We start from the raw sequence: 16,835 nt of genomic DNA, 5'->3' as shown, positions 1-16,835 counted from the left end.
AGCTCCCACACTTGAAATGCATTCCCCTGTGGGAGCTGGCTTGCCTGCGATAGCAATCTGATGGGCGCCACCCTAACAAACAGGCCACCTACCGCCAATAAACCTACCTAATCAACGGGCCTTGCGTTGCGCAATCACCGCCCGACGCAGGTGACGTATTTCGAGTAACCGCTGGCGCATTTCACGATGGCGCTTACTGTTGAGCAGCAGCAAGCCCAGCAGCGGAAACAGCACCGCCGAGCCGTACACCAGGGTATTGAGGCCGTATTGAATCATCGGCAACACGAACAGCAGGCAACACACCAGGTAGCCCGCCACCAGCCGGGTCGCCCAGGGATACCCGCGTGCAATCATCACATTGCCAAACACCAACACTGCCACCAGCACCAGGATTGCAGCCCCGGAGTAGTTGGCCTTGAGCGCCGGCTCAACACCGCGCAAATAGGTCACGCCCGCCGTGGAGACAGCCACCGAACCAGAGAAAATCGCCATGAAGATGGTGCCCATGAACACCGGAAAATAACGCGCAAGGAAACTGCGCCTATCGGGAAACCCCTTCATTCCGTCAGTTCCTCATACAGGCCAATGGCAAGCGTCGATGCCGAGCCAACGTGACCGGTTCGATAGCTGCCCCAGATACCCAACATGCCGCCCAAGGCGTCCTTGAGCTGGGTGAGCGTGGCATGACGAATTTCCGTGGAGCTGTAGCGCTTGGGCAACGTGCCGGCGCGCTGCTGCAACTTGAGCAACTTGGGGGTCAGGCTTGGGTCTTTGAGACTGAGCAATTCCTGGGTCAACTTCTTGCGCTCCTGGCGATTCAAGCCCTTGAGCAATTCATACCAGCTCTTGCCCAACGCAGCGGCTTTTTTGGCCTTGAGTAGCCTTAATGTGGTGAAGGCTCCCGTTCCGATCCCGACCAACGACGCGGCATCGAGAATCGGTGACACCGCGCCATACCACTGGGCGTCGTCCATGCGGTCGTTGGCTTGCGGGTCAAGGATCTCGTTATAGGTACGGGCCACGCCAAACCCGCACTGAGCACTGCTGGCCAGCGCCGCTGTGACACCAATACCCACCACAAAAGCACTGGCGCCGGCGGTGAAGGGTACGGCGACGCTGCCACTGAACACCACGATCCAACCGATCACCGCCGCCCCACAGGAAAGCCCCATATCAAAGGCCTCCTTCTGGAGTCGCCCTTCACGGGGGTCGGTCTTCACCTGCTCGACGAACTGCGCCGGCGAGATGTACTTCTGCGCCTCGCGCAAAATGACGCGCTTGGGTTTGATGCTGCAGATGGGCTTGAATTCGCGCAGGGTGATCACGTTGAAGTCGGCGTCGATGTACACCACGCCAGCGCCGACGATGCTGGGGTCGGCGTCAATGACGGCGAACAGCCGCGGCAGGTTGATCTGGCTCTCAATGCGCTGGCGCGCCATGAATTGGGAGCGGTTGGAGTCCATGCCGATGTTGAGCAAGGGGTTGCCCATAAGTGTTCTTCCTTGAAATCGAGAGTGCCCAGACCGGCCTCATCGCAGGCAAGCCAGCTCCCACAGGGGAATGCATTCCAAGTGTGGGAGCTGGCTTGCCTGCGATAGCAATCTAATGGGCGCCACCTTACCAAACAGACTCACCACCGACCAGAAAGCAAAACGCCAGCACGAGGCTGGCGTTTTGCATTTCAGGCGTCGATCAACGCGGCACAACCGGCTTGCGCGTAGGCTTGCCGCCCTTGCCCTTGGCCGCATCGCTGCGCTCTTTGGCCGCCTGCTTATTGCGCGCCTGGGCCGCAGCCTTGGCTTGCTCGCGCTTGTCCCACGGGTTGCTGCCGTCGCTGCCACGGGGTGGCAGGCCGGTGTGCTGGGTGAGGATCTTGGTGGTGGTTTCCTTGGCGACCTTATGGCTGCCGGCCGGCGTCGAGTTCTTGCGCCGGGCGCTCTGGTAGCTGTCGGTGGACGGCTGGTGCAGCGGGATCAGTTGGTCCTTGCCCGACCCGATCAGGTCGGCACGGCCCATGCGGGTCAATGCTTCACGCAGCATTGGCCAGCCCTTCGGGTCGTGGTAACGCAGGAACGCCTTGTGCAGGCGGCGCTGCTCCTCGCTCTTGACGATGGTCACCGCGTCGCTCTTGTAGGTGACCTTGCGCAGCGGGTTTTTGCCCGAGTGGTACATCGCGGTGGCGGTGGCCATCGGCGACGGGTAGAACGCCTGCACCTGGTCGGCACGGAAGCCATTGCCCTTGAGCCACAGGGCCAGGTTCATCATGTCTTCATCGGTGGTGCCGGGGTGGGCGGCGATGAAGTACGGGATCAGGTACTGCTCCTTGCCCGCTTCCTTGGTGTACTTCTCGAACATGCGCTTGAACTTGTCATAGCTGCCAATGCCCGGCTTCATCATCTGGTTGAGCGGACCTTCCTCGGTATGTTCCGGGGCGATCTTGAGGTAGCCACCGACGTGGTGGGTGACCAGCTCTTTGACGTATTCCGGCGACTCGACGGCCAGGTCGTAGCGCAGGCCGGAAGCGATCAGGATCTTCTTCACACCCGGCAACGCACGGGCACTGCGGTACAGCTGGATCAACGACGAGTGGTCGGTGTTCAGGTTCGGGCAGATGCCAGGGAACACGCACGATGGCTTGCGGCACGCGGATTCGATTTCCGGGCTTTTGCAGGCGATGCGGTACATGTTCGCCGTCGGGCCGCCGAGGTCGGAGATCACGCCGGTGAAGCCCGGCACTTTGTCGCGGATCTCTTCGATTTCGCGAATGATCGACTCTTCGGAACGGTTCTGGATGATGCGGCCTTCGTGCTCGGTGATCGAGCAGAAGGTGCAGCCGCCGAAGCAGCCACGCATGATGTTCACCGAGAAACGGATCATGTCGTAGGCCGGAATCTTTTCCTTGCCGTATGCCGGGTGCGGCACGCGGGCGTAAGGCATACCGAACACGTAGTCCATTTCTTCGGTAGTCATGGGAATGGGCGGCGGGTTGAACCACACGTCCACTTCTCCGTGTTTCTGCACCAAGGCACGGGCGTTGCCTGGGTTGGTTTCCAGGTGCAACACGCGGTTGGCGTGGGCATAGAGCACCGCGTCGCCGCGGACCTTTTCCACCGATGGCAGGCGGATCACGGTCTTGTCACGGGTCATACGCGGGCTGGCGAGGATCTGCACAACCTTGGCTTCTTCCGGATCGTCGACTGGACCTTTTTCCTGCTCGATGGCGCAGGCCTGGGTGTCTTGGGTATTCACATACGGGTTGATGATCTTGTCGATCTTGCCCGGACGGTCGATGCGCGTGGAGTCCACTTCGTACCAGCCCGCCGGCGTGTCACGGCGAATGAACGCAGTACCGCGCACATCGGTGATGTCTTCGATCTTGTGGCCCCACGACAAGCGCTGGGCAACTTCGACGATGGCCCGCTCGGCGTTGCCGTACAGCAGGATATCGGCGGTGGCGTCGATCAGGATCGAGTTGCGCACGCGGTCTTGCCAGTAGTCGTAGTGGGCGATGCGGCGCAGGGAAGCTTCGATGCCGCCGAGTACGATCGGTACATTCTTGTAGGCTTCCTTGCAACGCTGGCTGTACACCAGGCTTGCACGGTCGGGGCGTTTGCCAGCCATGCCGCCGGGGGTGTAGGCGTCGTCGGAGCGGATTTTCTTGTCGGCGGTGTAGCGGTTGATCATCGAGTCCATGTTGCCGGCCGCGACGCCGAAGAACAGGTTCGGCTCGCCGAGCTTCATGAAGTCGTCTTTGGACTGCCAGTTCGGCTGCGCAATGATCCCGACGCGAAAGCCCTGGGACTCCAGCAGCCGGCCGATGATCGCCATGCCGAACGATGGGTGGTCAACATAGGCATCACCGGTGACGATGATGATGTCGCACGAATCCCAGCCAAGCTGATCCATCTCCTCCCTGCTCATCGGCAGGAATGGCGCAGGACCGAAACATTCGGCCCAGTACTTGGGATAGTCAAATAACGGCTTGGCTGTTTGCATGACGGTGACCGGTGTGAAGATGAAAAATCGCGGGCGCGGAATATAGCACAAATTTTGACCAATTCCGACGGTAGTAGTCGGAATTGTGGTGACCCCATCGCAGGCAAGCCAGCTCCCACAGGAGAGCGCATTCCACATGTGGGAGCTGGCTTGCCTGCGATGAGGCCCTTACAGGTGCTTGAAACTACTCGTCGTCGTCGAAGTTGTAGCTACCCGGCGCCAGGTTCTCGAAACGCGTGTACTTGCCGATGAACGCCAACCGGATAAACCCGATCGGGCCGTTCCGCTGTTTGCCGATGATGATTTCGGCAATGCCCTTGTGTTCCGTCTCGGGGTGGTACACCTCGTCGCGGTACACGAACATGATCACGTCGGCGTCCTGCTCGATCGCTCCGGATTCCCGCAAGTCGGAGTTCACCGGACGCTTGTTGGGACGTTGTTCCAGGGAACGGTTGAGCTGGGACAACGCCACCACCGGGCAGTTGAATTCCTTGGCCAGCGCCTTCAAGGAACGAGAGATTTCAGAAATCTCGTTGGTACGGTTGTCACCACTGGAACCGGGGATCTGCATCAACTGCAGGTAGTCGATCATGATCAGGGCGATGTCGCCATGCTCACGCACCAGGCGCCGGGTACGCGCGCGCATTTCGGACGGGCTGATACCGGCGGTGTCATCGATAAACAGCTTGCGGTCGTTGAGCAGGTTGACCGCCGAGGTCAGGCGCGGCCAGTCGTCATCCTCAAGTTGACCGGAACGCACCTTGGTCTGGTCGATACGGCCAAGAGACGAGAGCATACGCATGATCAGCGATTCACCTGGCATCTCGAGGGAGTACACCAGCACCGCCTTGTCGCTGCGCAGAACGGCGTTTTCCACCAGGTTCATCGCAAAGGTGGTCTTACCCATCGACGGACGGCCGGCGACGATGATCAAGTCGGACGGCTGCAGACCGCTGGTCTTTTCGTCGAGGTCGGTGTAGCCGGTGGAAATACCGGTAATAGCCGCGTCGGTGTTGAACAGGGTGTCGATGCGGTCGATGGCTTTGGTCAACAGGTCGTTGACGCTGACCGGGCCGCCGGTCTTGGGCCGTGCTTCTGCAATCTGGAAGATCTGCCGCTCGGCTTCGTCAAGGATCTCGGCAGCAGTGCGGCCTTCGGGGTTGAAGGCGCTGTCGGCGATTTCAGTGCTGATGCCGATCAACTGGCGCAGCGTGGCCCGCTCGCGGACGATCTGGGCATAGGCCTTGATGTTGGCGACGGACGGCGTGTTTTTTGCCAACTCACCGAGGTAGCCCAGGCCACCCACTTGGGAGGTCTGGCCTTCCTTGTCCAACTGCTCGGCCAGGGTTACCACGTCGATCGGTGAGTTCTGGTCGGCCAGCTTGGCGATGGCGCGGAAGATCAGGCGGTGGTCATGGCGATAGAAGTCACCGTCCGAGACTTGATCCAGCACGCGTTCCCAGGCGTTGTTGTCCAGCATCAAGCCACCGAGCACGGCCTGTTCGGCCTCGATGGAATGCGGCGGCACCTTCAGGGCAGCGGTTTGCAGATCGTATTGCTCAGGAGCGGAGATTTCGTTCATGGCCACTTGGAATTTGGGGTGTGTAGAAAAACAAAAGGCACGACCTGTAAACAGGATCGTGCCCGATGTTAACCGGCTGGCACGCGAGGTGCCAGTCAGTTAGGTGCGACTTAAGCTGCTACCACGACAACGCGTACGGTGGCTTCAACTTCGGCGTGCAGGTGCACGGCTACGTCGAATTCGCCTACGTTGCGGATGGTGCCGTTCGGCAGACGAACTTCGCTCTTCTGCACTTCAACGCCGGAGGCGGTCAGTGCATCAGCGATGTCGTGGGTGCCGATCGAACCGAACAGCTTGCCTTCGTCACCAGCGGTGGCAGTGATAGTCACTTCCAGCTCAGCCAGTTGGGCAGCGCGAGTTTCGGCCGACGCTTTTTTGTCTGCTGCGGCTTTTTCCAGCTCAGCACGACGCTCTTCAAACGCAGCCAGGTTGGCAGCGGTTGCAGCGGTGGCTTTGCCGTATGGCAGCAGGTAGTTACGACCGTAGCCGGCCTTAACGTTCACTTTGTCGCCCAGGTTGCCCAGGTTGGCGACTTTTTCCAGAAGGATCAGTTGCATGTGAAAATCCTCTAACTTTTAACCTTCACCGTTCGCGTTATCGGCGTCTTTCGACGCCAGACGACCGCGAAAATCAATCAGGCTGTCAACAATGGCCAAGACCACGAGTAACGGATAGATCAACTGCATGAACAGCAACAGCGTGACGTACAACCCCACCAGCCAGAACCTGGCCAGGCGCTTTCGCGCAACCAGCCCATGAATCAGGGCCAGCCCGGCAAACACCAGCGGTACGCTGCAAATCGGCGCCAGCAAGGCCATCTGTGGGCCGAAGTTCGGCCCGACAACCATGCACGCCAGCAGCAACATCGCCGGCCCCGCTGGGATTCTGATACTGCGAAACTCGCGACCAAAACCACCCGGGTTGTACAACAACGCCTGCCAATAACGCCCAAGAATCAGGCTCAGCACGCTGACGACCTGCAACAAAGCCGCAATCAGGCCAGTCAGGACCGGGGCAATCAGTGACGCAAACCGCGCTCGCTCATCTACCGACAAATGCTGGTAGAGATCCCCGAGGGCCAACGGCAGGATCTTGACGATCTCCTGCGCCAGCGCCTCGATTTGCGGGCGGAAAGCCGCGCCAAGCATCACTGAGTACACCAACCCCAATGCCACGCTGACCAGCAGCGTACGGACCCAGGACTCACTTGCGCGCAAAACCAACGCAAGGCTCGATGACCCCAGCAGTACCAGAAGTACCCGTGGATCACCCATTTGCAGCCACCAGATCAAGGCCGGCAACAAACCCAGGGCAAGAACGCCAAGGGCGTCCTTCAAACCGCGCCGCAGCAGCACAAGGCAACCTGCGGCAGCACCCAACCAATAAAGCAACGGCAATGCCGCACATCCAGCCACTACCAGAGTGGCCTGCACGCGACCGCGCATGATGAACTCAGCTAAGGCGCGCATGCATTCAATCCCTTACTACTTGTCGACTGCCCGGTCTCAGCGGCCGTGGCTGTCGGTGTAGGCCAGCAGGGCCAGGAAGCGGGCGCGCTTGATAGCGGTGGCCAGCTGACGCTGATAACGTGCTTTGGTACCGGTGATACGGCTTGGAACGATTTTGCCGGTCTCGGATACGTAGGCTTTCAGAGTGTTGAGATCTTTGTAATCGATCTCTTTCACGTCTTCAGCGGTGAAGCGGCAGAATTTACGACGACGGAAGAAACGTGCCATTTGATAGGCTCCTTAATAAGGTCCGTGGATTACTCGTCAGCGTTATCGCTGTCGTTCTCTTCGCCTTCAGCGCTTTCAGCGCCTTCGTGCTCAGGACGATCGCGACGCTCACGGCGCTCACTGCGGTTTTCTTCAGCCTTGAGCATCTCGGATTGGCCGGTAACGGCTTCTTCGCGACGGATGACCAGGTTACGGATCACTGCATCGTTGTAGCGGAAGTTGTCTTCCAGCTCGGCCAGGGCCTTGCCAGTGCACTCAACGTTCAGCATCACGTAGTGAGCCTTGTGAACATTGTTGATTGCGTAGGCCAGTTGACGACGGCCCCAATCTTCCAGACGGTGGATTTTGCCGCCGTCTTCTTCGATCAGCTTGGTGTAACGCTCAACCATGCCGCCGACTTGCTCGCTTTGATCCGGGTGGACCAAAAAGATGATTTCGTAATGACGCATGAATGCTCCTTACGGGTTGTAGCCTGCCGCTCAAAAACGGTCAGACAAGGAGTGAATGACACTTATGGATCTTGCCGCAGGGGAGGCACATCGGTGCCTGCCAGGAAGGCAAGGGGCGCAATTGTAGAGAAGGGGGAGAAGCGGCGCAAGGCAATTGGTGATTATTTGAACAATCCTGAATAAACACCACAGAACCAATGTGGGAGCGGGCTTGCCTGCGATGACCATGGCACCGGCAACATCTCTGCTGACTGACACTCCGTCATCGCGGGCAAGCCCGCTCCCACATTTTGATCACTTCTTGGGCTTGGCCTTGGCTTTCGCACCACGCTGACGCTGGGCTTCAAACAGGCAAACACCCGTCGCAACCGACACATTGAGGCTGCTGACGCTACCAGCCATCGGCAGGTGCACCAGGTAATCGCAATGCTCACGGGTCAACCGGCGCATGCCTTTGCCTTCGGCGCCCATGATCAGGATGGTAGGGCCGGTAAGGTCTTGGTCATAAATGCTGACCTCAGCCTCCCCCGCCGTGCCCACGATCCACAGGCCGCGCTGCTGGAGCTTCTCCAGGGTACGCGCAAGGTTGGTCACGGCCACCAGCGGAATCACTTCCGCCGCACCGCAGGCGACCTTGCGCACCACCGGCGTCAGGGTCGCGGACTTGTCCTTGGGCACGATCACCGCCAGCGCACCGGCAGCATCCGCCGAACGCAGGCAGGCGCCGAGGTTGTGCGGGTCGGTCACGCCGTCCAGCACCAAGAGCAACGGCGCACCTTCGGTACGGTCGAGCAGCTCGTCGAGCATCGCCTCGCCCCACACCTGGCTCGGACTGACGTCAGCCACCACACCTTGGTGAACGCCTTCGACCCACACGTCCATTTCACGACGCTCGGCCTGGCCGATGGCAACCTTATTCTGCGTAGCCAACTCGACCAGCGCCTGTACGCGCGGCTCGCTGCGACCTTCGGCCAACCACACCTGCTTGACGCGCTTGGGATGGTGACGCAGCAGTGCTTCTACGGCGTGCACGCCGTAGATTTTTTCCAGACTCATGACTTGGCCTTAGGTTTGCGCGACCCGCCGCTTTTTGCGGGAGCCGAACCCGCTTTTGGCGGGCCTTTACGGTGTTTACTTGGCTTGCTCGACGGCTTTTCCGCCCCGTGAGACTTTCCCCCAGACGCCGCTTTACCACCGCTTTTGGCTTCGTTGAGCAACTGCTGCTTCAACTCGCGGCTCTTGCGCAGCTCGGCGTTTTTCGCCGCAGCGTCGCTTGGGCGGTAGGCTTCAGGGGCCTTGTCCTTGGCGGAAGAACGACGACCGGCCTTGGCAGGTGCAGGCTCGGCCGTGGTTTTTGCAGTGGTCGCTTTGCCTTTGGACGCAGGCGCTGTGGTTTCACCACGTTTTTTACGACCCGCAGGCTCTGCCGGCTTGTCAGGCATGCCGAAGTCGATCTTGCGCTCGTCGAGGTCGACACGCATGACCTGCACTTCAACGGTATCGCCCAGACGGAAGCTGCGACCGGTGCGCTCGCCCGCCAGGCGGTGATGCACAGGATCGAAGTGGTAGTAATCACCCGGCAAGGCGGTGACGTGCACCAGGCCCTCGACGTAGATGTCGGTCAGCTCGACGAACAGGCCAAAGCCGGTCACGGCGGTGATCACACCCGGGAACGATTCGCCCACGCGATCCTTCATGAACTCGCACTTGAGCCAGTTCACCACGTCGCGGGTGGCTTCGTCGGCGCGGCGCTCGCTCATGGAGCACTGCTCACCCAGCTGTTCCAGGGCCGCTTCGTCGTACGGATAGATCCGTGCTTTCGGAATGGTCATGGCACCGGCGCGCTTGACGTGCGGGGTGTTCTGCTTGGAATGGATCACGCTGCGGATCGCCCGGTGCGTGAGCAAGTCCGGGTAGCGGCGAATCGGCGAAGTGAAGTGGGTGTACGCCTCGTAATTCAGGCCGAAGTGGCCCTGGTTATCGGCGCTGTACACCGCCTGGCTCAGGGATCGCAGCATCACGGTCTGGATCACGTGGTAATCCGGACGGTCCTTGATGCTGGCCAGCAGGGCCTGGTAATCCTTAGGCGTAGGACCATCCTTGCCTTTGTGCAGGGACAGGCCGAGTTCGCCGAGGAAGGCGCGAAGTTTTTCCAGGCGCTCCGGCGGCGGGCCGTCGTGCACACGGTACAACGCAGGAATTTCGTGCTTCTTGAGGAACTCGGCAGTGGCCACGTTGGCCGCCAGCATGCACTCCTCGATCAGCTTGTGCGCGTCGTTACGGGTGGTCGGGGTGATCGCCGCAATCTTGCGCTCGGAGCCGAAGACAATCCGGGTTTCCTGGGTTTCGAAATCGATCGCGCCACGGGTATGACGGGCACCCAGCAACACCTTGTACAACGAGTAAAGCTGCTTGAGGTGCGGCACCACGCCAGCGTACTCGGTACGCAGGGCCTTGGCTTCGCTGGTCTTCGGCGTTTCCAGGATGGTGCTGACCTTGTTGTAGGTCAGACGCGCCTGGGAGTGGATCACCGCTTCGTAGAACTGGTAGTCGGTCATTTCGCCGGTTTTGGAGATGGTCATCTCGCACACCATGGCCAAACGGTCGACTTTCGGATTCAGGGAGCACAGGCCGTTGGACAGCTGCTCAGGCAGCATCGGAATCACGCGCTCTGGGAAGTACACGGAGTTGCCGCGCACCTGAGCCTCGTTATCCAGGGCCGAACCGATCTTCACGTAACTGGAGACGTCGGCAATCGCGACGTACAACTTCCAACCGCCGGAGAACAGGCGCAGCTTGCCAGGCTTGGCTTCGCAGTAGACCGCATCGTCGAAGTCGCGGGCATCTTCGCCGTCAATAGTGACGAACGGCAGATGGCGCAGGTCGATACGTTTTTCTTTGTCTTTCTCTTCGACTTCCGGCTTGAGCTTGGCGGCTTCCTTGAGCACGGCATCAGGCCAGACGTGAGGAATATCGTAGGTGCGCAAGGCAACGTCGATTTCCATGCCCGGCGCCATATAGTTGCCGACCACCTCCACGATATCGCCCTGGGGCTGGAAGCGCGCAGTAGGCCAGTGGGTGATTTTCACCTCGACGAACTGGCCGACCTTGGCGGCGCCATTGCGGCCCGGGGTGATCAGCACTTCCTGCTGGACCTTGGGGTTATCCGGCACAACGAAGCCGATGCCGCCTTCTTCAAAGTAACGGCCGACGATAGATTCGTGGGCACGGGACACCACTTCGACGATCACGCCTTCACGACGACCACGGCGGTCGAGGCCAGAAACCCGCGCCAGGGCACGGTCGCCATCGAACACCAGACGCATTTGCGCCGGGCTCATGAACAGGTCGTCGCTGCCATCGTCCGGTATCAGGAAGCCGAAGCCGTCGCGGTGGCCGGCAATGCGGCCCAGGATCAGGTCGAGCTTGTCTACCGGCGCGTAAGTGCCACGACGGGTGTAGATCAATTGAGCATCGCGCTCCATCGCACGCAAACGGCGGCGCAGGGCTTCGAGCTGGTCTTCGGTGGTCAGACCGAATTCTTCGACCAACTGCTCGCGGCTAGCAGGCGAACCACGATCGGCGAGGTGCGCCAGGATCAGTTCGCGGCTAGGAATAGGGTTTTCATATTTTTCCGCTTCACGAGCGGCCTCGGGATCGAGGGACTGCCAATCGGCCATTAGAGAGTTTTCACCTTGTCTATATGTGGGTTAGTTTGGCATACGCGTATTGAAACGGGAAATTTCAGGTATCAACAAGCGTTTAAAAGACCTTTACGACCCCCGCCACGCACCTTGCACGACCGCTGGTGAAATTTTCCAGGCTTTTTTCATGGCAGGGGTTTACAGCTCAAATATCGCTCCGTATAGTGCGCGCCATCGACGACGGCAACGTTGTTGATGCTGCCCAGGTGGTGAAATTGGTAGACACGCCAGCTTCAGGTGCTGGTGATCGCAAGGTCGTGGAAGTTCGAGTCTTCTCCTGGGCACCAAATTCAGATCAAACCCGCGAAAGCGGGTTTTTTCGTTTCAGGCCTTTGATTTTTAACGGAAAAATTGATTTATATTTTTCGAATCAGGGGTTTACAGATTAAAAACCCCGCCGTATAGTTCGCCCCATCAACAGCGGCAACGTTGTTAGATAATGCCCAGGTGGTGAAATTGGTAGACACGCCAGCTTCAGGTGCTGGTGATCGCAAGGTCGTGGAAGTTCGAGTCTTCTCCTGGGCACCAAATTCAGATCAAACCCGCGAAAGCGGGTTTTTTCGTTTCCGGGGTTTGAAAACTTCCCCAGTGATTTCCCCGTCATCCGCACTTGAGAAGATTTATCGTTTATCCTTGCAATGATTTGTTGCATATAAGCGAGGAACACTTCGGATGATGATCCGTGACAACCGACTCAAGACATCCCTTCTGCGCGGCCTGACCCTCACCCTACTCAGCCTGACCCTGCTCTCGCCCGCCGCCCATTCTGCCGACAAGGTCTCCCTGACCTTATACAACGGCCAACACAAAGAAGTCGGCGATGAACTCGCCAAGGCCTTCGAAGCCAAGACCGGCATCCACGTCAACGTGCGCAAAGGCAGCAGCAACCAGTTGGCCAGCCAAGTCGTCGAAGAAGGTGAGCGCTCCCCTGCCGACGTCATCTACACCGAAGAATCACCGCCCCTGAACAAACTCGGCGAGCAAGGCCTGTTGGCAAAAATCGATGCCAGCACCCTCAATGTGCTGCCCAAGGATTACGTGGGTAAAAACGGCGACTGGATGGGCGTGACCGCACGCACCCGCGTCGTAGCCTTCAACCCCAAATTGATTGCGGAAAAAGACTTGCCCAAGTCGGTACTGGATTTCGCCGGCCCCGAATGGCAAGGCAAGGTCGGTTTCGTGCCCACCAGCGGCGCGTTCCAGGAACAAGCCGTGGCAATCATCAAGCTGCACGGTCGCGAAGCCGCGGAAGAATGGCTGACCGGCCTGCGCGCCTTCGGCAAGGTGTACAGCAACAATATGGTCGCCCTCAAGGCCGTGGAAAACGGCGAAGTGGCTACCGTGCTGGTAAACAACTACTACTGGTTCGCCCTGAAAAAGGAAAAAACCAACCTGGACTCCCAGCTGCATTACTTCACCGATGGTGATGCTGGCGGCCTGATCACCGTGTCCTCCGCTGCCGCACTCAAATCCAGCAAGCATCCCAAAGAAGCTCAGCAATTGCTGGCATTCATGGCCAGCGAAGAGGGCCAGCGCGTGATCACCAACACGTCGGCCGAGTACCCGCTGCGCAAGGGCATGGAATCGAACCGCGGCCTCAAGCCATTTAGCGAGCTGCAGCCACCAAAGGTCACCCCCGCAGACCTGGGTAACGCCGAAGAAGCCCTGGAGCTGGAACGTGACGTTGGCCTGAACTGATGAACCCATCGCTTTCCGTCACGGGGTTCACCCCCCGTCGCAAACGCCCGTCAATCTGGCTGCTGCTGCCTGTGCTATTGCTGGTTGGCCTGAGCCTGTTGCCGCTCGCCTATGTCGGGCTCAAAGCCTGGCAGGCGGGCTGGACGGAGGCGGTGCATCTACTGTGGCGACCTTATGTGTTCGGGCTGCTGCGCAACACGCTGGCATTGATGGTCGGCGTGACCCTGACCTGCGGCGTGATCGGCCTGTCCCTGGCCTGGCTACTGGAACGCAGCAACCTGCCAGGACGGCGCATCTGGGGCGTGATCCTGTGCCTGCCGTTTGCGGTGCCGGCGTTTGTCAGCAGCTTTACCTGGGTGTCGCTGAGCGCTCAGTTCGAGGGGCTCGGTGGCGCGATCCTGGTGATGAGCCTGTCCAAATACCCGCTGGTGTTTTTGCCGGTGGCGGCAACACTGCGCAATCTAGACCCCTCCCTGGAAGAATCGGCCCGCACGCTGGGGCTCAACCGCTGGGGCGTGTTCTTTCGCATCACACTCCCGCTGCTGTGGCCATCGCTGCTGGCCGGCTCACTATTGATCGCACTGCACATGCTGGTGGAATTCGGCGCGCTGTCGATTATCGGGTTGCAGACCTTCACCACCGCGATCTACCAGCAGTTCGAACTGGAATTCAGCAATGCCAATGCGGCAATGCTCTCGGCAGTGCTGCTGGTGATGTGCCTGACCCTGCTGTGGCTGGAGCTGCGCGCACGCGGCAAAGGCCGGCATGTGCGCATTGGCCAGGGCGCGGCGCGGCACGCCGAGCAGGTTCGACTCGGCAAGTGGGCGCCATTGGGCCAGGTGTATTGCCTGGCATTGGCGATCATCGGCAGCGGCATCCCGCTGGGCATGCTCGGCTATTGGTTGGCCGTCGGTTCGTCAGCGGCGTTTCCGATGGCCGAGATCAGCGAGGCGCTGCTGTCATCCCTGGCGCTCTCCCTGGGCGGCGCCGCACTGTGCCTGGTACTGGCAGTGCCGGTTGGGCTGCTGGTGGTGCGCTACAAAGGACAGTTGGCAATCTGGGCCGAACGCTTGCCGTATCTACTGCATGCCCTGCCCGGCCTGGTGATTGCGCTGACCCTGGTGTATTTCGCCCTGCATTACATCCCCGCGCTGTACCAGACCTCTGCGTTATTGCTGATTGCTTATGCGCTGCTGTTTTTGCCGTTGGCACAGGCGCCGATTCGTACAGCACTGAACAAGGCGGCGCCACAGCTGGAAGAGGCTGCGCGCACGTTAGGCGCATCGTCCTTCAGTGCGTTTTGCCGGGTGACGTTGCCAATCATCTTTCCGGCGCTGGGGGCGGCGTTTGCCTTGGTATTCCTGGATGCGATGAAGGAATTGACGGCGACGTTGCTGCTCAGCCCGACCGGGTTGAATACCTTGGCGACGGCCGTCTGGGCACATACCTCGAATGTGGAATTTGCGGCGGCGGCGCCGTATGCGGCGTTGTTGATAGTGGTGTCGGGGTTGCCGGTGTATCTGCTCACGACTCGGATGTATCTGAGTCGCTGAAACAGCTATCGCAGGCAAGCCAGCCCCCACAGTGACCGAGTTCCAACTTTGGAATGCAGTTGAATGTGGGAGCTGGCTTGCCTGCGATGAGGCCAGTCCAGACAACCTCACGCCCTGAACTGCCCCAAACTCGCCTTCAACTGCGCCGCCAACCCATCCAACACCTTGCCACTGGCCGTCGTCTCCACCACCGCTTGCGCCGCACGCTCGGCCTGGGCATGAATCACCTCGACGCGCCCACGCACCGCATGCGCGCCCTGGGCTTGATGCTCGGCCGCGCGCGTCGCCAGGCCAATCGCCGCATGCACCTGCTCCACAGAAGCCTGCACCGTCTGCTGCAAGCGCACGCTATCGCGCAGCACCAGCAAGCCCTCACTGGCCTGGCGCCCCGCCTTGCCGATGGTTTCTACGGCCTCACGCGCGCCCTGCTGCAACGCAACAATATGCGCCTGGATATCGCCAGTGGAGCTTTGAGTCTTGCTGGCCAGCGCACGCACTTCATCGGCCACCACCGCAAAGCCGCGCCCAGTCTCGCCAGCCCGTGCCGCTTCGATGGCCGCGTTGAGAGCGAGCAGGTTGGTTTGCTCGGCGATACCGTGAATCACGGTCAACACCACTTCAATTTGTTCGCTTTGCTGCGCCAGCCGTTCGATCACCTGGGAACCGGCCTGCACCTGCCCCGCCAACGCCTCGATCAAGCTGCCAACTTCGGCCGAGGTCCGTGAGTTTTCATCCGTGGCCTGGCGAATATCCACCACCTGCTGCAGGGCCGCCTGCATGGCGTGGCTTTCGGCCTGGGCCTCATCGGCCATTTGCGACAAAGCGCGCAAACTCTCGGCCACTTCATCACGCTGCAAGCCCGCCGCCGCATCGGCGCCAGCATTGCGCAACGTCATGGCGCCGATTTCCACGCCAGTACGCTGGGCCACGTCGCCTGCCTCCCGCACGATGGGCTGCAACTTATCCACAAAGCGATTGACCGCCGAGGCCATATCACCGATTTCATCCTTGCTGTTGATCTGCACGCGCTTGGTGAGGTCGCCTTCGCCGGCCGCCAGGTCATCCATCGCGGCAATCAGCAGCTTCAGACGATTGACCACGCGCCGGCCCAGCACAATAGCGATCAGCAGCAAGACCCCAAGCCCCACCAGCGCCAGACCCATGCCGATACGCCAGCGCAGGGTGCCCGCCGCGTCTTGCACAGCGGCGGCCGTGTTGGCCGTCATTTGCGTGGCAGTGGCTTGCGCCGATTGCAGCCGGGCGCCCATGGCGTTGGCGCTGTCAGCAGCGGCTCCCTTGAGGCTGTCACCCACCAGCTGATCACCGCTGGCGATCAGCGCGGCAAAGCGCTTATCCAAGGCTTGCAGGTCGGCTTCAACCGTCGCGGTCGACACGCCCATGCGCACCTTGCCGATTTCCACGCCGTTGGGGCTGATGGAGGCTTCGACGTAATACACGGAGGGGTCTGTCTTGGCCGCGTCCAGCACCTTGTCCAGGGCACGCTCCCCTGCGCCCTTTGCCAGCAGGGCCTGGTTGATAGGGTTTTCGCGGTTCAGGTATCGGGTCAGGTGCTCGCCTGCGGCGTCGTCATACACCACAAACAGCACATTGGGGTTGCGCTGGGCCCGGCGGGCAAACTCAGAAAGGGTCGGCACGTCACTGTCCCACATGGCACGGGGCGCGACCGAGGCCAGCAGTTGCGCCATGTCATTGGCGGAGTCCTGCAGGTCTTTTTCCAGCGTCGCACGCAACTGCTTTTGCTCTTCCTGCAAGCGCGTGGAAAGCCCGGCTGTGAGGCGCTGGCGCGTGCTGGCGGAGAGGCTGTCCAGGCTGGACGTGACTTCCTTGCCAGCCTGGGCCAGTTCACCAGACAACTTCTGGCTATCTATGCCCAGACGATTGCCCAAATCGGCTTCCAGCGCCGTCACCGTGCTCCGCGTCAGCGCGACGGCCACCAGCACTTGCACCAAAAGAGCGATACCAAGGGTAACGAACACCGGCCGCAACAGACGGCTTTGTAACAACGAGAGAACGGCAGACACTGGAAATCCCTCCACCACGGGTGCCACTAATTTGATAGCACCTCGAAAGAGGGAAACACAGCAAGGGTCGTGCCG

General features: G+C 60.2%; 13 protein-coding genes and 2 tRNA genes. 4 read left to right on the top strand and 11 right to left on the bottom strand.

Features of this window, described 5'->3' with window-relative positions; genetic code table 11:
- Window positions 1-111: 111 nt before the first annotated feature.
- The 10 genes from AB4P90_RS03590 to rnr all read right to left on the bottom strand — a co-directional run bounded on the left by AB4P90_RS03590 (window position 112) and on the right by rnr (window position 11,443).
- Entirely contained in the window at window positions 112-561 is a 450-nt protein-coding gene (locus tag AB4P90_RS03590; RefSeq protein WP_014716677.1) for a hypothetical protein, read from the bottom strand.
- On the bottom strand, window positions 558-1,490 hold the full coding sequence (locus AB4P90_RS03585; RefSeq protein ID WP_019818300.1) for a hypothetical protein: 933 nt from the start codon (window positions 1,488-1,490) through the stop codon (window positions 558-560). Before AB4P90_RS03585 ends, AB4P90_RS03590 begins: the two co-directional genes overlap by 4 nt.
- A 202-nt stretch (window positions 1,491-1,692) precedes the next feature.
- Window positions 1,693-3,996: a YgiQ family radical SAM protein gene (locus tag AB4P90_RS03580; protein WP_003188080.1), complete on the bottom strand. Its 2,304-nt coding sequence runs from the start codon at window positions 3,994-3,996 to the stop codon at window positions 1,693-1,695.
- Window positions 3,997-4,180: 184 nt separating this feature from the next.
- The gene (gene dnaB, locus AB4P90_RS03575; protein WP_003188079.1) at window positions 4,181-5,578 is read right to left on the bottom strand and encodes a replicative DNA helicase; all 1,398 of its coding nucleotides are present in this window, start codon (window positions 5,576-5,578) and stop codon (window positions 4,181-4,183) included.
- Window positions 5,579-5,688: 110 nt separating this feature from the next.
- Window positions 5,689-6,135, bottom strand: coding sequence for a 50S ribosomal protein L9 (gene rplI, locus AB4P90_RS03570; RefSeq protein WP_003171376.1), 447 nt, complete (start codon window positions 6,133-6,135; stop codon window positions 5,689-5,691).
- Window positions 6,136-6,153: 18 nt separating this feature from the next.
- On the bottom strand, window positions 6,154-7,047 hold the full coding sequence (locus AB4P90_RS03565) for a hypothetical protein (RefSeq protein ID WP_014716675.1): 894 nt from the start codon (window positions 7,045-7,047) through the stop codon (window positions 6,154-6,156).
- A gap of 36 nt (window positions 7,048-7,083) precedes the next feature.
- Window positions 7,084-7,314 carry a 30S ribosomal protein S18 gene (rpsR, locus tag AB4P90_RS03560; RefSeq protein WP_002551829.1) on the bottom strand — a complete coding sequence of 77 codons (231 nt, stop codon included), beginning with the start codon at window positions 7,312-7,314 and terminating at the stop codon, window positions 7,084-7,086.
- A gap of 29 nt (window positions 7,315-7,343) precedes the next feature.
- Window positions 7,344-7,763 (bottom strand): 30S ribosomal protein S6, encoded by a 420-nt coding sequence (gene rpsF, locus AB4P90_RS03555; protein ID WP_003188075.1) that lies wholly within the window; start codon window positions 7,761-7,763, stop codon window positions 7,344-7,346.
- 294 nt (window positions 7,764-8,057) lie between these two features.
- Window positions 8,058-8,819, bottom strand: a complete 762-nt coding sequence (rlmB, locus tag AB4P90_RS03550) for a 23S rRNA (guanosine(2251)-2'-O)-methyltransferase RlmB (protein ID WP_014716674.1) — start codon at window positions 8,817-8,819, stop codon at window positions 8,058-8,060.
- Window positions 8,816-11,443: a ribonuclease R gene (rnr, locus tag AB4P90_RS03545; protein WP_014716673.1), complete on the bottom strand. Its 2,628-nt coding sequence runs from the start codon at window positions 11,441-11,443 to the stop codon at window positions 8,816-8,818. The genes rlmB and rnr overlap by 4 nt, the downstream gene beginning before the upstream one ends.
- Before the next feature lie 224 nt (window positions 11,444-11,667).
- Here rnr and AB4P90_RS03540 point away from each other — a divergent pair.
- From AB4P90_RS03540 to AB4P90_RS03525, 4 genes are all read left to right on the top strand, one after another.
- A tRNA-Leu gene (locus AB4P90_RS03540) sits at window positions 11,668-11,754 on the top strand.
- Window positions 11,755-11,908: 154 nt separating this feature from the next.
- Window positions 11,909-11,995, top strand: a tRNA-Leu gene (locus AB4P90_RS03535).
- 144 nt (window positions 11,996-12,139) lie between these two features.
- On the top strand, window positions 12,140-13,165 hold the full coding sequence (locus AB4P90_RS03530) for an extracellular solute-binding protein (protein ID WP_014716672.1): 1,026 nt from the start codon (window positions 12,140-12,142) through the stop codon (window positions 13,163-13,165).
- Window positions 13,165-14,718 carry an iron ABC transporter permease gene (locus AB4P90_RS03525; protein WP_014716671.1) on the top strand — a complete coding sequence of 518 codons (1,554 nt, stop codon included), beginning with the start codon at window positions 13,165-13,167 and terminating at the stop codon, window positions 14,716-14,718. Before AB4P90_RS03530 ends, AB4P90_RS03525 begins: the two co-directional genes overlap by 1 nt.
- 107 nt (window positions 14,719-14,825) lie before the next feature.
- On the opposite strand, the gene AB4P90_RS03520 is transcribed toward AB4P90_RS03525, so the two are convergent.
- A complete protein-coding gene (locus AB4P90_RS03520; RefSeq protein WP_014716670.1) occupies window positions 14,826-16,760 on the bottom strand; it encodes a methyl-accepting chemotaxis protein in 1,935 nt (644 codons plus the stop codon).
- Window positions 16,761-16,835: the final 75 nt, after the last annotated feature.

Source organism: Pseudomonas sp. B16120 (genome assembly GCF_044218845.1).
Classification (GTDB): Bacteria; Pseudomonadota; Gammaproteobacteria; order Pseudomonadales; family Pseudomonadaceae; genus Aquipseudomonas; species Aquipseudomonas paracarnis.
This window is presented reverse-complemented; position numbering and strand designations above follow the sequence as displayed.

Bases quoted from the DNA above. Each gene is read 5' to 3' on its own strand.
- AB4P90_RS03590 (WP_014716677.1), bottom strand. From the start codon at position 561: ATGAAGGGGTTTCCCGATAGGCGCAGTTTCCTTGCGCGTTATTTTCCG.
- AB4P90_RS03585 (WP_019818300.1), bottom strand. From the start codon at position 1,490: ATGGGCAACCCCTTGCTCAACATCGGCATGGACTCCAACCGCTCCCAA.
- AB4P90_RS03580 (WP_003188080.1), bottom strand. From the start codon at position 3,996: ATGCAAACAGCCAAGCCGTTATTTGACTATCCCAAGTACTGGGCCGAA.
- dnaB (WP_003188079.1), bottom strand. From the start codon at position 5,578: ATGAACGAAATCTCCGCTCCTGAGCAATACGATCTGCAAACCGCTGCC.
- rplI (WP_003171376.1), bottom strand. From the start codon at position 6,135: ATGCAACTGATCCTTCTGGAAAAAGTCGCCAACCTGGGCAACCTGGGC.
- AB4P90_RS03565 (WP_014716675.1), bottom strand. From the start codon at position 7,047: ATGCGCGCCTTAGCTGAGTTCATCATGCGCGGTCGCGTGCAGGCCACT.
- rpsR (WP_002551829.1), bottom strand. From the start codon at position 7,314: ATGGCACGTTTCTTCCGTCGTCGTAAATTCTGCCGCTTCACCGCTGAA.
- rpsF (WP_003188075.1), bottom strand. From the start codon at position 7,763: ATGCGTCATTACGAAATCATCTTTTTGGTCCACCCGGATCAAAGCGAG.
- rlmB (WP_014716674.1), bottom strand. From the start codon at position 8,819: ATGAGTCTGGAAAAAATCTACGGCGTGCACGCCGTAGAAGCACTGCTG.
- rnr (WP_014716673.1), bottom strand. From the start codon at position 11,443: ATGGCCGATTGGCAGTCCCTCGATCCCGAGGCCGCTCGTGAAGCGGAA.
- AB4P90_RS03530 (WP_014716672.1), top strand. From the start codon at position 12,140: ATGATGATCCGTGACAACCGACTCAAGACATCCCTTCTGCGCGGCCTG.
- AB4P90_RS03525 (WP_014716671.1), top strand. From the start codon at position 13,165: ATGAACCCATCGCTTTCCGTCACGGGGTTCACCCCCCGTCGCAAACGC.